At 34.7% G+C, this 15,129-nt stretch carries 15 protein-coding genes; 13 read left to right on the top strand and 2 right to left on the bottom strand.

The features are described from left to right. Positions 1-5: 5 nt before the first annotated feature. A complete protein-coding gene (locus tag ABF633_RS05700; RefSeq protein ID WP_415522683.1) occupies positions 6-608 on the bottom strand; it encodes a 4Fe-4S binding protein in 603 nt (200 codons plus the stop codon). Positions 609-937: 329 nt separating this feature from the next. Here ABF633_RS05700 and ABF633_RS05695 point away from each other — a divergent pair, with 329 nt between their 5' ends. From ABF633_RS05695 to ABF633_RS05655, 9 genes are all read left to right on the top strand, one after another. Continuing rightward, positions 938-1,840, top strand: coding sequence for a helix-turn-helix transcriptional regulator (locus tag ABF633_RS05695; RefSeq protein WP_415522682.1), 903 nt, complete (start codon positions 938-940; stop codon positions 1,838-1,840). 332 nt (positions 1,841-2,172) lie between these two features. Then, positions 2,173-2,442, top strand: coding sequence for a hypothetical protein (locus ABF633_RS05690; RefSeq protein WP_415522681.1), 270 nt, complete (start codon positions 2,173-2,175; stop codon positions 2,440-2,442). A gap of 15 nt (positions 2,443-2,457) precedes the next feature. Then, positions 2,458-2,655, top strand: a complete 198-nt coding sequence (locus ABF633_RS05685; protein ID WP_415522680.1) for a hypothetical protein — start codon at positions 2,458-2,460, stop codon at positions 2,653-2,655. Between the two features lie 21 nt (positions 2,656-2,676). Further along, complete coding sequence (locus ABF633_RS05680; protein ID WP_415522679.1) at positions 2,677-3,441, top strand: flavodoxin family protein; 765 nt, start codon at positions 2,677-2,679, stop codon at positions 3,439-3,441. A gap of 178 nt (positions 3,442-3,619) precedes the next feature. Continuing rightward, a complete protein-coding gene (locus ABF633_RS05675; RefSeq protein ID WP_415522678.1) occupies positions 3,620-4,252 on the top strand; it encodes a TetR/AcrR family transcriptional regulator in 633 nt (210 codons plus the stop codon). Between the two features lie 272 nt (positions 4,253-4,524). After that, a complete protein-coding gene (locus ABF633_RS05670) occupies positions 4,525-5,646 on the top strand; it encodes an MFS transporter (RefSeq protein WP_415522677.1) in 1,122 nt (373 codons plus the stop codon). An 18-nt stretch (positions 5,647-5,664) separates the two neighbouring features. Then, positions 5,665-8,019 carry an FtsX-like permease family protein gene (locus ABF633_RS05665; protein WP_415522676.1) on the top strand — a complete coding sequence of 785 codons (2,355 nt, stop codon included), beginning with the start codon at positions 5,665-5,667 and terminating at the stop codon, positions 8,017-8,019. A 122-nt stretch (positions 8,020-8,141) separates the two neighbouring features. Further along, positions 8,142-8,837, top strand: coding sequence for a hypothetical protein (locus tag ABF633_RS05660; protein WP_415522675.1), 696 nt, complete (start codon positions 8,142-8,144; stop codon positions 8,835-8,837). Between the two features lie 95 nt (positions 8,838-8,932). Then, the gene (locus ABF633_RS05655; protein WP_415522674.1) at positions 8,933-9,700 is read left to right on the top strand and encodes an ABC transporter ATP-binding protein; all 768 of its coding nucleotides are present in this window, start codon (positions 8,933-8,935) and stop codon (positions 9,698-9,700) included. A 253-nt stretch (positions 9,701-9,953) separates the two neighbouring features. On the opposite strand, the gene ABF633_RS05650 is transcribed toward ABF633_RS05655, so the two are convergent. After that, a complete protein-coding gene (locus ABF633_RS05650; RefSeq protein ID WP_415522673.1) occupies positions 9,954-10,400 on the bottom strand; it encodes a MerR family transcriptional regulator in 447 nt (148 codons plus the stop codon). Positions 10,401-10,694: 294 nt separating this feature from the next. Between ABF633_RS05650 and ABF633_RS05645 the strand changes: the two genes are divergently transcribed. The 4 genes from ABF633_RS05645 (at position 10,695) to ABF633_RS05630 (ending at position 15,095) form a co-directional block, all read left to right on the top strand. Continuing rightward, complete coding sequence (locus tag ABF633_RS05645) at positions 10,695-11,105, top strand: cupin domain-containing protein (protein ID WP_415522672.1); 411 nt, start codon at positions 10,695-10,697, stop codon at positions 11,103-11,105. 52 nt (positions 11,106-11,157) lie between these two features. Next, on the top strand, positions 11,158-11,478 hold the full coding sequence (locus ABF633_RS05640; RefSeq protein ID WP_415522671.1) for a carboxymuconolactone decarboxylase family protein: 321 nt from the start codon (positions 11,158-11,160) through the stop codon (positions 11,476-11,478). 5 nt (positions 11,479-11,483) lie between these two features. Continuing rightward, positions 11,484-11,957, top strand: a complete 474-nt coding sequence (locus ABF633_RS05635) for a flavodoxin (protein WP_415522670.1) — start codon at positions 11,484-11,486, stop codon at positions 11,955-11,957. A 378-nt stretch (positions 11,958-12,335) separates the two neighbouring features. Further along, positions 12,336-15,095, top strand: coding sequence for a cation-translocating P-type ATPase (locus tag ABF633_RS05630; RefSeq protein ID WP_415522669.1), 2,760 nt, complete (start codon positions 12,336-12,338; stop codon positions 15,093-15,095). Positions 15,096-15,129 lie beyond the last annotated feature (34 nt).

The raw sequence follows: 15,129 nt of genomic DNA, 5'->3' as shown, positions 1-15,129 counted from the left end.
AGAAATCAACCTAAATCTCTTTTTAGAGCATTTACTTTACAAGTTTTAATGCATTCTCCACATTGCACGCACTCATTATGATTCCATTTGTTGTTTTTAACCATGTCAGCAACATTTAGTCCCATGATGCAAGAATCATTGCATTTACGACAACCAGTACATTTGTTGATGTCTGGCGAAATCTTGAGTCGTGGAAGTTTAAATATTTTTGATATCTGAATGCCGATATAATTTAGAATATACATAGGACAAAAATACCGACACCACACGCGTTTCCCAAATACAGCACAGATCAGGACTATCGAACCTGTTATTATGTAGTACAGAATTATACCGTGCATACTGTCCACAGTTACCTTAGTATCCTCCATATGATAGAATATTATTACATCCTTAAATCCGTATTGAATGATTGGTAATAAGATTAAAATTAAAAATATAGTTCCTGTTATATATTTTAGATTAAACGCTTTGGAGTTCATAAGTCTTGGGTTTATCCCTTTATCTGGGAGTTGATCCTGTAATGCACCAAAAGGACATATGTAACCGCACCATGCGGCACCGAAAAATATAGCTGAAATAGTCATAAGAGCAAAAACAATATGCATAACTGAAAAGGTATTTTCAAATCCAGCCTGAACAAGTAATACCGGAGAAAAATAATTGAGAGTGATGGGTAATAAAAAAAATGTAATGAAACTTGTAAATTTTCTCATGTTCATATAGAATGTTCCTTTCAAATTAAAAATTAAGCGCTTGATATAAGTAAACTATAGAAATGCGTTAATATACAATAAGTAAAATACCTTATTTAAGATAAAAAACAGAGATAGGGGATATTCCCTATATGCTTTTTAGGCTGATTTTGATTGAATCCATATGGAAGGAATATTATAATATAATAAAGCAACTGATTTTTAAGGTGAAAGGAGATTACATGAAAGATATAGTAATTTTATTCAGCATTATTTCACTTTTTATAGGTGTTGCATCTATTTCAATTTCGGTTTTTATAAATCAAAACTATAATAAAAGGTCTCTAGAATTATTTATTGGATTGAATATATCTTTCTTTTTTATTCAAAGTTCAATATTTTTGAACACATATGTAGCACGAATGAAAGACGTGGAAAGCTTTATTATCATCTTATCAAGGATTTTTGATATTACAGGAACCTCTTTAAGCAGTTTTTTTGGATTGTTTTTAATAAATTCATTGCTAGGAAAAGAAATATCAAATACAAAAAAGATAATTATTTTATTTGTTTCTGCCTTCCAATTAATAGCTATTACAATTTATTATTTGAGCAATGCAATATATCTAGGTTATACTGTTAGAGCTTCAATAATACTTGTAATCGTCTATGAATTATTAATAACAATATTAAGTTATAAACAAATAGGAAATAAGGATTTTAAAAAAGCTGTTAATGTATTTACAATAATTACATTAATCTTCTTACCATTTTTTATTTTTGAATCTTTTCGAGTGTATATTCCGGTACTTGAAGATGTTATTTTACTTAAAATATTGTCATTGCCTTCTTACTTTCTGGTGATAAATATATGTTCACTTGGTTTTGCAAATAGATATTTCAATTCGCCAGCGTTTATTGAAGATGACAAATTAACGGAATTCTTTATAAAAAAGTATTCTATTACAGAAAAAGAAATTGAAGTAATTGAAATGCTTCTTGCCGGACTTACATATAAACAAATTGCAGAAAACCTTTATATAGCCAATAAAACTGTGGATAACCATATACAGAACATATATAAAAAGCTTGAAGTAACAAGTAAGATTCAGCTTTTTAATCTCGTCCGTTCAAAAGAAAAATAAAAGGAAATAATTAAAAGTAGGAGTAATCAGTCGTTGCAAAGTATGAACTAAATGTAAAGAAGATTATTCTAATACTCAGCTCTTGATTGTATTATCAAAGGCAAGTTAGTAATTTAGTAAGGTGTAAGCCGGCAATATACATATATTATTCTGACATCAATGGAGTACTAGGCTTTATGGTCATCATTGTTGTCTACTCAAGGCACGTGGAATCATAATCCTGTTGCAGAAGAAAAACAGTTGAAAAGCAGTTAGAGTGTACGATAATTGAATGGATTGAGGTAGAATTTTGACGTGAGAGTGATGACTTTCACGTCTTTTCTTTTTGAAAAATGTATGATTTCCCCATTTGTACAGATGAGTATGATTTGTTAAAAGGTAATTTCAGAGTTTGTCTTTATCTGATTCCGGTTTTGAGAAAAATTTATAATGACAGCAAATCAGAAACGGATTTACGACTGATTGCATTTCAAATAATAGTTGCAGTGCAAAGTGTGTATTTAAGGCAGGAAGCGTTTCATATCTTGACTGGCATAGATATTGATATAAAAAGAGAGAGAGATAATCTAATAAATTCAATTGTAAATAATCTGATAAGGTAAATGGGAGGAATTGAAATGAAAAATTTTACAGTTATTGTTGCAGTTGCGGCGCTGCTACTGTTGCTATCTACACTTCTTTGTGGATTGTGGATAAAGGCAAAAGGACTCACGGATGTAAGTTCGTTGAATTTTCATATGTATATCGGAATTGCAACAGTAATATCAAGCGTTATAGCAATTATTCTGCTATTGGTTCAGTTGTTGAAACATTAAATAGCTAAGGGGGAGTGAACGTTGAAATTACTTGCAATAATAGGTAGTCCAAGAACAAATGGAAATACATATAAGACTGTTAATCAAATAGAAAGAGAATTGAAGAAAAAAAATGATGAAATTGAATTTGAGTATATTCAATTAAGCCGGATCAGACTTGAACTCTGTAAGGGATGCTATGTATGCATCGAAAAAGGGGAAGAGAAATGTCCGTTAAAGGACGATAGAGAAAGCCTGGAAATGAAAATGAAGCAGGCTGATGCAGTTATATTTGCTTCGCCGTTATATACATACAATGTATCATGGATAATGAAGAACTTTCTGGACCGCTTTGCTTACCGTTGCCACCGACCGGATTATCACGGAAAAAAAGCAATGGTGGTAGTGTCGACGGGAGCACTCGGTCTTGGCTTTGTTGCTTCGTTTTTGTCTTTTATGCTTGGCACAATGGGATTTATAACTTGTGCAAAAGTAGGAGTAACCTTTGCTCCACCCCATGAAAAAAACGAGAAGAAATTGAAGAAGGAAACGAATAAATTAATTAGGCAAACTGAGGTGTTCTATAAAAAATTAATTGATACAAAGCCTATAAAGCCATCACTTGTAAAACTTTTAACATTTAAAATGCAACAAAAAGCATTTTCAAAAGCACCTCAAAACTTAGCTGATTTTAAATTCTGGAAGGACAAAGGTTGGTTGGAGAAAACAGAAGATTATTATTATAAAGTTCATGTAGGAAAAGTTAATAAAATAATGGTATCCCTTATTTCCAAATTCAAAGCTTAAGAAATTAGATTTTGTAAAGATAAAAATTTGAAGTTAGCTAGTTCGAACAAGTTTATAGAATGATTTTCCACTTAAAATGAATATTTTGGAAAAATTTAAAACAACCTCTTGACAACTGGAAAATAATATGTCATTATATAGCTGACAGACAGTCGGTCTATAAAAAGGAGACGTGAAAATGAGAGTTGTAAAAGAAGCCGAGGAACGCAGGAACGAAATACTTGACGCGGTGGATGAGCTTTTCGGTCAGAAGGGCTTTGACGGTACAAGTACAAACGACATTCTCGAAAAGGTTGGAATTGCAAGGGGAACGCTGTATTATCACTTCAAGTCGAAGGAGGATATTATGGACGCGTTGATTGAGCGTTATAATGTCCGTCTTTTAGGTGCGGCGCAGGAAATTGCCGGAGATAAGAGCATACCCGTAAACGAGCGCATTATCGGCGTTGTAATGGCACTGAACATAAGTGGCGGAAACGGAAAGGAAATTATAGAGCACATTCACAAGCCGCAGAACGCGCTTATGCATCAGAAAATACAAAAGGTCATAATCAACGGCGTTACACCGATACTGACGGGAATAATCCGCGAGGGCATTGAGCAGGGACTGTTCAGCACGCCGTTCCCGTATGAATGCATGGAAATGATTATGGCATATACGAATACCGTTTTTGATGATGATATGGTTAAAATGACGAACGACGAGCGTGCTTCACGCATACAGGCGTTTGTTTTCAACGTAGAAAGGCTGCTCGGTGCCGAAAGCGGAAGTCTTATGTACGTTATGCAGATGTTTGGCAGCGAAAATTGAGATAGCAATGAATAATTGGGGAAAATCCTTCGGAAAATTTCTTCTTCTGTGGTCGGGAGAGCTTATTTCAGCGATAGGAAGCGGGCTTGCCTCATTGGAGCTTGTTCAGACCACCAAACAAACCAAATCGTAAAATAATTTTGAAGCGAATTAAAAGTTATAGAGAGGAGGTTAGATGTAGTGAATGAAGTGAAAAAAGAAGATAAATTAAAAAAATTCCTGATTATCTGGCTGGGGGGGTTCTTGCAGACCGATTTGATAGAAGACTGCTGATGATATTGGGAGATACTGTAGCAGCGTTTGGGCTGATTGTTATGCTGGTGCTTATGAACACAGGACATATTCAGGTGTGGCAAATCTGCCTTTGTGTGGGATTTGGTTCCGTATTTTTAGCTTTGCTAGATCCGGCATATAAAGCAACAATTACGGATTTACTGACAGAGGATGAATATACAAAAGCAAGTGGAATGGTGTCGATCGCATCCTCTTCCAAGTTTTTGATTTCACCGATTATTGGTGGTTTAGTTCTGGCAGTTTCCGGTATGAAAATGATATTTACCATTGATATTCTGACTTTTGTTGTAACGGTTGTTATAATCTTTTACGTAAGAAAATCTCTTGAGGCAAAGTCACAGTTTAAGAAAGAAATGAATTTTTTTAAGGACTTAAAAGAAGGATGGCTGATTATTCTTGAATCCAAAGGAGTCATGCTGTTAGTTGTACTTGTTTCCATTTTAATGTTTTATATGGGAATTATTCAGGTGCTGTCAAAACCGATGGTCTTGTCCTTTACCAGTGAGAAAACAACAGGAATTCTGCAGACACTCGTTGCCTGCGGTATGCTGGTGTCCAGTATCATGATTGGCAGTGGAATCTTAAAGAGCAAATATGTAAATGTCATGGTGGCAAGCTTTATTGTGTCTGGTATTACTATGATAGGAATGGGTGCAACAACAAGCATTACGGTCATTATTATTTCTGGATTTTTATTCTTTGCTTCGCTGCCATATGCGACTACAAGTATTGATGTTCTCATAAGAAAATCCATTGATAATGAGAAACAGGGTAGAGCATGGGGACTTATTTCTTTGATTTCACAGCTGGGATATGTAGTTGCTTATGGTTTGGCAGGTGTTCTTGCAGATTATGTATTTAATCCGGCACTGGTAGAAGGTGGTGTGCTGGCGGATACTGTTGGAAAAATTATAGGAACTGGTGAAACAAGAGGAATCGGATTCTTAGTAATTCTTGCCGGACTGGGTCTCATAATTACGGCGCTACTTGTATCTAAATCAAAGGGTATCCGTGAAATGGAAACACAGAAAGAAGCAGAAGGTAGTTTGGGGCAGAACAATATTTTAAATGATGAGAGTTTTCGAAGCAAAGACATATAGTCGGAAGGAGAAAAAATAATGTTTTTGAAAATTGTAAAGAATGATTTCAGCAGGAAGAAAATCATAACTGTGACAGTATTTGTATTTATAGCCATGGCAGTTATTTTGGCAGCTAGTGCAACAAATATCATTGCAAATCTGATTCAGTCGATGTCGGAACTGCAGAAACGTGCAGTCCCATCTGACATTACGCAGATGCATTCCGGAAAATATGACCAGACAGAAATCGATAAATTTACAGAAAAACAGCGTGAGAATATAGCGATGCAGGAGACGATGGTTCTTTTGGATGCTGATGGAAGTAATATCCATTTTGGCAAAAATAAAACGATGGCTGGAACGGTACAGCAGATTTCATTTGTTGTACAGAATAAGAAATTTGATTTTATATTGGATCTGAATAATAAAAAGCTGGATGTAAAGAAAGGTGAAGTGGCGGTTCCCATCTATTTCATGGAAGAATATCACTTAAAAATAGGTGATACGATTACGGTGAAAAGTGGAGGGTATCAGAAAGAGTTTGTCATTTCAGATTATGCAAGAGATTATGAGATGAACTCTTCCCTTACTTCTTCGAAACGGTTTGTTATTAATCAGGCGGACTATGATGAAATGCTTAAAGAGCAGGCAGGGAAACTGGAATATCTTATAGAATTTAAACTGAATAAAAACGGGGATTCTCAGGCTGTTCAGACTGCATATATCGAAGCAGGTCTTCCGGCAAACGGTCCTACAGTGGGCGGAAAGATATTTGTGTTGTTTAATGCCATGTCAGATGCGACAGTTGCGATGGTAATTATACTTATTAGTATTCTGCTGATTATTATAGCGACCTTAAGTATCAGACTTACGTTTCTGGCAACGATTGATGAAGATTTAAGAGAAATCGGTGTTATGAAAGCAATGGGAATATCCAAAAAGGATATAAATAAGGTATATATTAACAAATACAGAGCCATGTCAGTGCTAGCTGGTATAATAGGCTATCTGCTTTCCTTTATAGTGGTAAATCTGTTTAACGGTAATATGAGACTTTATATATCTTCGGATTTATCAGGAAACTTAAAATATGTACTATCTCTTATAGCTCCATTATTTGTATATTTCATGATTGTGATGTACTGCAAGAAAGTACTGAAAAGAATCGATAAGATTTCTGCGGTGGAAGCATTACGTTCAGATATCATGGAGCGTGGAAAGAACCGAAAATACAGTTTTCCACTGCTTAAGAACAAATTCTTCAGCACCAATATTTACATGGGACTTAGGGATGTATGGAAGCGTTTCAAATTATACAGGTTACTGATTTTTATTTTTGTCGTATGTACGTTTATTGTAATTCTTCCGTTAAATATGTATAACACCATGAATTCACCGGAATTTTCCACATACATGGGAATAGGAAAAAGCGACATGAGAATCGATCTTCGAAGGACAGATACGATTACAGAAGATTTTAAAAAGCTACAGGAAGGGCTGAAGAATGATTCGGATATTAAAAAGTATGCGGCCTACATCACATGTTCTTACCAGGTCAAAAATGCGAAAGGTTCATGGGACTATATTAATATTGAAACCGGAGATTTTTCTGTATTTCCATTAAATTATCTGGAAGGGAGAGCACCGAAGGGTGAAGGGGAAATCTCACTTTCCTATGCAAATGCGTCAAGAGACGGATTAAACAAGAAAGTGGGAGATGAAGTAGTAGTAAAGGTTGCTGGGAAAGAAAAGACTATGAGAGTATGTGGTATTTATCAAGATATTACAAATGGTGGAAAAACAGCAAAGGCGGATACTAGTCTTGGTTTAAATGAAGATGCCGTTCTTTGGTATATCGTGTACATGGATGTGGCTCCAGGAGTTGATATTAGAAAGAAAATAGACTACTATCACAATACCTATGATTCTGCGCAGGTAAATGATATCAAAGAATATACACAACAGACTCTTGGAAATATCATTGATCAGATGAGCACAATTGTTATAGGCGGAATCGCAATTGCAGTAATAATTGTTGTATTGATAACTGCATTATTTCTTAAGATGTTATTGTCAAAGGATATGTCCCAGATTGCAATCATGCGAAGTGTGGGATTAACTTCTAAAAATGTTAAACATCAATATATGGCAGGAACTTTGATGGTACTGATATTGGGAATCATACTTGGAGTGCTGGCTTCTGATTATTTAGGGGAGCTTCTTGTAAGTATGGCAATGTCCTCAATGGGAGCTGCAAGAATTCAATTTGTTCATGTTGCATGGCAGACTTGGCTGCTATGTCCGTTAGCACTGATTGTAGTAGTTGGATTTACTATATCTGTGTGTTGTAAGGTAACAGTAGAAGATGATTTATCTGTAGTTTTAAGAAGTTAGAACTGTTGAAAAAGGTCCAGGCAGGAGGCGTATCTATTAATATGCTTCAAATACTTTCAAAACCAAATTTGTTTATTGGGACTCTAGGGTTTTCTAATAAATATAGTAAAAGGAGAATAATTATGATTTCATCATTTAATAAAAAATCAATTGCAGGCACTGTTATAGCTTTGAGTCTAGTATTTATGGTTGGCTGTTCAAGTACAGCAAAGACTCTAAGTGGTAATTCAAATAGCACTAATGCTATTGCAAATAAAACTAACTCAAATGCTTCTTCCACTAACAATGTGACAAATACAGCTAGTACAAATAAATTAGAATCAGATAAAATAAACAAACCTAATAAACAAGAAAATGTGGCTAAACAAAATAGCACTACTACAAATAATAGTAATAGTACACCAGTAAGCAATAATAATAAGCCAAGTCAAGCTTCTACCAAAAACTATGGTGATATTTCCTTGACCATTAAAAATTATATTCTTAATGGTCAAGGAAATAAATCAGAAGCATTAAAATATAAATGGAGTCCAACATTCCTAAATCGAGTTGATATTGAAAGTTTATATAAGCAATATATAGCTAATGGAGGTCATGCTGACGACTTAGAGAGCTTTGCCAACTATATGACTCTAAACGCACCCATTCCCAGTGACTGGAAAGATCTATTTGAAAAAGATTTATATGATAAATATGGGGTAAAAGTTGTTAGATTAGAACATCTGAATGATGATTTATACCAAGCATATATTGAAAAAGATGGTTCCGAAATACCTTATGTTGTAGTTTCATCAAGAACCGGTTATTTTCATGGATAGTTATTTAAGTATAAAAAAAATTATGATGAAGGTGTTAAATAAGTAAAATCAATCGGTGTGTAGATGTATACACTAGATATATTTTGGAGGAATATATGAACAATATTTTAGAAGCAAGAAGTATAAACAAAAAAGTAGAATTAGGGAAAGATAATGAGCTTCATATCTTAAAGGATGTAAACTTGGAGATAGAAAAAGGTGAATTCGTATCGGTCATGGGGCCATCCGGAAGCGGGAAGTCAACACTGCTATATAATGTAAGTGGTATGGATAGAATTACTTCTGGTAGTGTGAAATTTAAAGGCCGTGAAATCGGCGGACTAAAAGAAGAAGAAATGGCGAAGATTCGACTGAATAACATGGGATTTATCTTTCAGGATATTAATCTTTTAAAGAATCTGTCAGTGATTGACAATGTTATGTTTCCTGCTCTTGTATCAAAAGATGCGGATAAAAATGCGGTAAATCAAAAAGCAAAAAAACTATTGGAAATGACAGGAATTGAAAAGCTTGCAGATAATAATATCACCCAGGCATCTGGTGGACAGTTGCAGAGAGCCGGCATCTGCAGAGCATTGATAAATGATCCGGATATCATATTTGGAGACGAACCGACCGGAGCATTAGATTCCAAATCGGCAGCAGAGATTATGTCAATTCTTGCAGAGATTAATAAAAAAGGGACAACCGTAATGCTCGTTACGCATGATGTAAAGGTGGCAGCAAAAACCGAAAGAATATTGTATATGGTAGATGGAAATATTGTTACACAGAAGAAAATGCGTAAATACGATGCGCAGCATGACGATATTAAGGAAAGAGAAGAAAGCATTATGAAATGGTTAGTGGAAAATAGATTCTAATTTTTCATTTTAGACAGCAATTTAATGTTTGCGTAAAAGTATAACTCACAATATTTTCACGACCCCCTTGAACTAAAGGGGGTACACTTTTACGCAAAACCAATGTCTACGCGTATTTGTATCATTTAATTGCTCAAACACATGTTGAATGCGTAGTGAAGATAGAGAAGAAATAGCCTGATATCAAAGACTTAGAAGGATTTTAAGAAAATTTGATAGTGTGTTATATGTTCCCTTAACTTCAACATCGTTATTATTTGTCCGTTGTATCTTTTTCTGCATCCATATTTAAAAATTTCATAGCCAGTTCTTCACGTAATCCGGGAACATTTGTTGTCCCATTTTCTTTCGATATTCTGTAAAATTCACATTTGTAATTGATTCGATTCAAAGCATTTTGTAGGAGTGAAATCTGCTTTTCGGTCTTTTCCTTCTGACGAACGAATAGTTCATATCGCTGGTCAATGGTAGAATCGCCTTCCTCACACCATTCAAAAAACTGTTTGATGTTCTTAAGTGGCATTCCTGTATTCTTTAAACATTCTATCATTTTCAGGCATTCAACATCGGTATCATCGAATACTCGGATATTTCCAGGCGTTCTATTGACAAGGGGAAGAAGTCCTTCTTTGTCATAGTAACGCAGGGTTGATATGGATATGTTTAGCATTCCTGAAATATCACCAATGGAATAAGTCATAAATTACCTCCAATAAATTTAAATTTAGTATTGACCTAAAGTTAGGTTTAGGTATTAGAATATATTTATCATAAGATATAAAAGAAACTTATGCAAGACTAAAGTGTATTTTGACTCAATAAAATTAGAAAAGGAGTATTTGACATGAATTTTATGAAGTATTCGCCAACGAGATTACTATTTGGTTCAGGACAATTAAATCATTGTGTGACCCATGTCCGCTGTCGCAAGAAGATTGTGTAAAAATTTATGAAAAATCATATAAGTAAGAAAAAAGAAGAAGGAGAAAGAAATATGGACGTAAAAAAATTGGAAAAGGTATCTGACTTTTTACTAGGAGAAGAAAATACTGCTTATGCATCCTATTTTATTGGAAAAAGCTATTTAAGTGTTTTAAATACTAAAGAAGCAGTTATCTGTAATGTTACATTTGAACCAGGATGCCGTAATAACTGGCATATTCATCATGGCAGTGGACAGATATTGATTTGTGTCGGTGGTCATGGCTGGTATCAGGAGATGGGCAAAGAACCACAGCTTTTAAAGAGTGGAGATGTGGTATATATTGCTCCCGAAATCAAGCACTGGCACGGTGCTGTAGCAGATGAGGCTTTTGCGCATCTAGCCTTATCTGTTCCAGTAGAAGGTGGTTCCAATGAATGGTGTGAACCAGTGACAGATGAAGAATATGAGAAATTAAGATAAGTTTGCATGGTCAGACAGGATGAGAATTCTGTCTGATAGAAAGGAGATAGTTATGAAAAAGCAGACAGCAGGAAGAGATGCACTTGAAACATTTGCACCTAAATTTGCAGAATTAAATGATGATGTTTTATTTGGTGAGGTTTGGTCACGAGAGGATAAATTATCGCTCAGGGATCGCAGTGTAATTACGGTAACTGCATTAATGACAAAAGGGATTTTTGATAACTCTTTAAAATACCATATGACAAATGCAAAGAATAACGGTGTGACTGCAGAAGAAATTGCTGAGGCTATCACACATCTGGCATTTTATGTGGGATGGCCAAATGCATGGGCAGCATTTGCACTGGCAAAGGAAGTTTGGGAGGAATAGATTGTATGGGGAAAAAGTTGATTGTATATTATTCATATACAAATAATACGAAGAAAATTGCAAAGCAGATTCAGAAGGCTACTGACGCAGATATCTGTGAAATTGAAACAGCAAAGCCTTATACAGGTGATTATAATTCGGTGGTTGACCAAGGGAAACAGGAAGTAGACCATGGGTTTAAACCGGAAATAAAACCTCTTCCAGTAAATTTGGGAGATTATGATACGATTATTATAGGCACTCCTGTGTGGTGGTATACTTATGCCCCAGCAGTTGCAACTTTTTTATCTGAATACGATTTGTCAGGCAAGACGATAATTCCATTTGCAACGAATGGAGGATGGATTGGACATACATTAAAGGATATCGAAAAGGGTTGTAAGAATGCCATTGTTACAAATGCTATTGATATTAGATTTGATAGGGATAAAATGTTAATTTCTGAAATAAATCTTAAGAAATGGATTGATTGTTTGTAAGCATTTTGTCTTTAAAATTAGAGAAAATAGAATATTAGTTAAACGATTATATTTGAACTTGTATTATTTAGTATACCTTTACAAACGCTATGGATTTGAAGAAAATCTTCGTTTGTGGAGGTGCCTTTTAATTTATATGTTTATTTATTAAAATTTTAATAATGTTATTATCATACCACAGGGTTTTAGAGAACTTTAATTAAAGTTCGTTCATACATAAAGTGGAAATAACTACTGAGGTAAATGGTTATGAGGTATGTAAAATATGATTTTCAATGATTACTTTATTTCAATAAAATAAAGGTATATAATTAAGGTAGGGTTCTATTTAAAAAGTATTGAAAGGAGGCATAACCTGAAAATAACAGGTTAATTACGGTGAAGACAGAAAATATATTTAGATTAACAGTGGATGATATATTTAAAGAATTGAATACTTCAATTAAAGGTCTTACAAATAGTGAGGCAAGATTAAGAATTCAGAAATATGGCTACAATGAAATAAAAGAAGTAAAAAAATCATCACTTATATCCAGGTTTTTGGCTAATTTTACGCATCTATTAGCAATACTGCTTTGGATTGCTAGTATATTATCATTTATTGGAGGTATGCCTCAGCTTGGATGGTCAATAGTATTGGTAATAATAATAAATGCGTTATTTAGCTTTTGGCAGGAATTTAAAGCTGAACAGGCAACAGAAAGCCTTAAAAAGATGCTTCCACCCTATGTGAAGGTAATTAGGGATGGTCATCAGCAGCAAATGCTTGCTAAGGAATTGGTACCTGGCGACTTAATTTACTTGGAGGAAGGTGATCATGTACCTGCCGATGCAAGACTTATCGAGGCATTTGAAATGAAGGCTATAAATGCTGCTTTAACTGGTGAATCGGAACCTGTAAGAAGAAGCTCAGATATTGTTCTGGAAAGCGAAGTAACTCTACTGCAGTCACCTAATATAGTTTTCATGGGGACAAATGTAGCATCTGGTACAGGCACTGCAGTTGTTTATGCAACAGGTATGGAAACGCAGTTTGGGAAAATTGCGTCACTGACACAAAACATAAAAGCAGAACAAAGCCCGCTGCAAAAACAGTTGACAAGAGTTGCTAAAGTCATAGCATATCTTTCAGTTGTAATGGGAGTGTTTTTCTTTCTGCTTGGATTAATAATGGGAAGATCATTAGTGGACACATTTATGTTTGCAATAGGTATAATTACTGCAAATGTACCTGAGGGATTGCTTCCTACTGTGACACTGGCACTTGCAATAGGTGTGCAGAGAATGGCAAAGAGACATGCTCTAGTAAAGAAGTTGTCAAGTGTTGAAACACTTGGTGGTGCAACGGTAATATGTACCGATAAAACAGGTACATTGACTCAGAATGAGATGACAGTTAGAGAAATATGGACACCTAATGATTATTATACAGTAAGTGGTGTAGGATATGAGCCAAAGGGAGATTTTTTAATAGAAGGGAAGAAGGTTGATGAAAAAAGCTTTCCTGATGAATTGTCACTGCTTCTAAAGATAGGGTTGATTTGTAATAACAGCAGAATAGTAAAACCGTCTAGTGATAACCCTTCATGGAACATAATTGGTGACCCAACGGAAGGTTCCCTTGTTGTATTGGCAGGAAAAGCCGGATTCACTAGAGAAGATGTCCTTAGAGAATATCCAATAATTTCTCAGCTGCCTTTTGATTCAAGACGCAAAAGAATGAGTTCTGTGCATGATGCAGGAAAAGAGGTTTATGTATTTACAAAGGGTGCGCCAAAAGAGACTATTTCAGCTTGTAGTTATATATTCAAGGGAAAAGATAGAATCGAAAAATTAGAGAAAGAAGACATTGAAAAAATTATAGAACAAAATGATAAATTTGCCCGGGCAGGTTTAAGGGTTTTGGCAATGGCTTATAAAAGGATATATAAAAAGGATGAAGATTATAAAGTTGACAATGTTGAAAACGATTTGATATTTGTGGGGCTTACAGCTATGATGGATCCACCAAGAACTGAAGTGGAAAAAGCGGTTAAACATGCTCAAAAAGCAGGAATAAAAATAATAATGATTACAGGAGACTATGGTTTAACAGCAGAATCTATAGCAAGGAAAATAGGAATTATAAAAGGCCTTCATCCAAGAATAATTACAGGAAATGAGCTTGATAAAATATCAGATATAGATTTAAAAAATGAATTAAAGGACAACGAAATTATTTTTGCCAGGGTTGCACCTGAACATAAGATGAAGGTTGTATCAGCTCTTAAAGAAATGGGTGAGGTAGTTGCTGTCACTGGTGATGGAGTAAATGATTCCCCGGCACTTAAGAGGGCCGATATAGGTATAGCAATGGGAAAATCAGGCACAGATGTTGCAAGGGAAGTTTCAACAATGGTATTAACAGATGATAATTTTGCAAGTATAGTAAATGCTATAGAAGAAGGAAGAGCAGTATATGATAATGTTAGAAAGTTCATAACTTATATATTTGCGCATTTAACTCCTGAAGCTATACCATATATACTGTTTTCGCTGTTTAATATACCACTTCCTATAACAGTAATGCAAATACTAGCAATTGATCTTGGAACTGAAACATTACCAGCTCTTGCCCTGGGTGTTGAACTTCCAGAACCTGGAGTTATGGACAGGCCTCCAAAATCCCCAAAGGAAAAACTCTTGAATTTTTCATTATTCTTTAGAGGGTATATTTTACTTGGATTAATAAATTCAGCAGCAGTTCTATCAGGATATTTCTGGGTATTGCATAATGGTGGATGGCACTGGGGACAGATTTTAACGCCTGATAATCCACTTTCAAGAGAAGCAGCTACTATGAGTTTTTTGGGAATTGTAATTATGCAGGTGGCAAATGTGTTTGCTTGTCGTACAGAAGTTGCATCAATGTTTAGTATAGGAATATTAACTAATAAACTTTTGAATATAGGTGTAATTTTTGAGTTAGCCTTAACTGCTGCTTTAATATACACACCATTTTTGCACAATATATTTGATACGTATCCGGTACCTTTTACCTATTGGTTGTTTTATATAGCTTTTATACCAATTTTAATTGGAGCAGAAGAAATAAGAAAGCTGTTTTTACGTAAAAAATTAGAAAATATAAAAAGATAGAAGGAGGTGGCAGGCTCTATTTTGAGCCGGTATT

Source organism: Clostridium sp. (assembly GCF_047718555.1).
Lineage (GTDB): Bacteria > Bacillota > Clostridia > Clostridiales > Clostridiaceae > Clostridium_I.
Note: the sequence above shows the minus strand (reverse complement) of the source record. Positions and strands in the feature narration are given on the sequence as shown.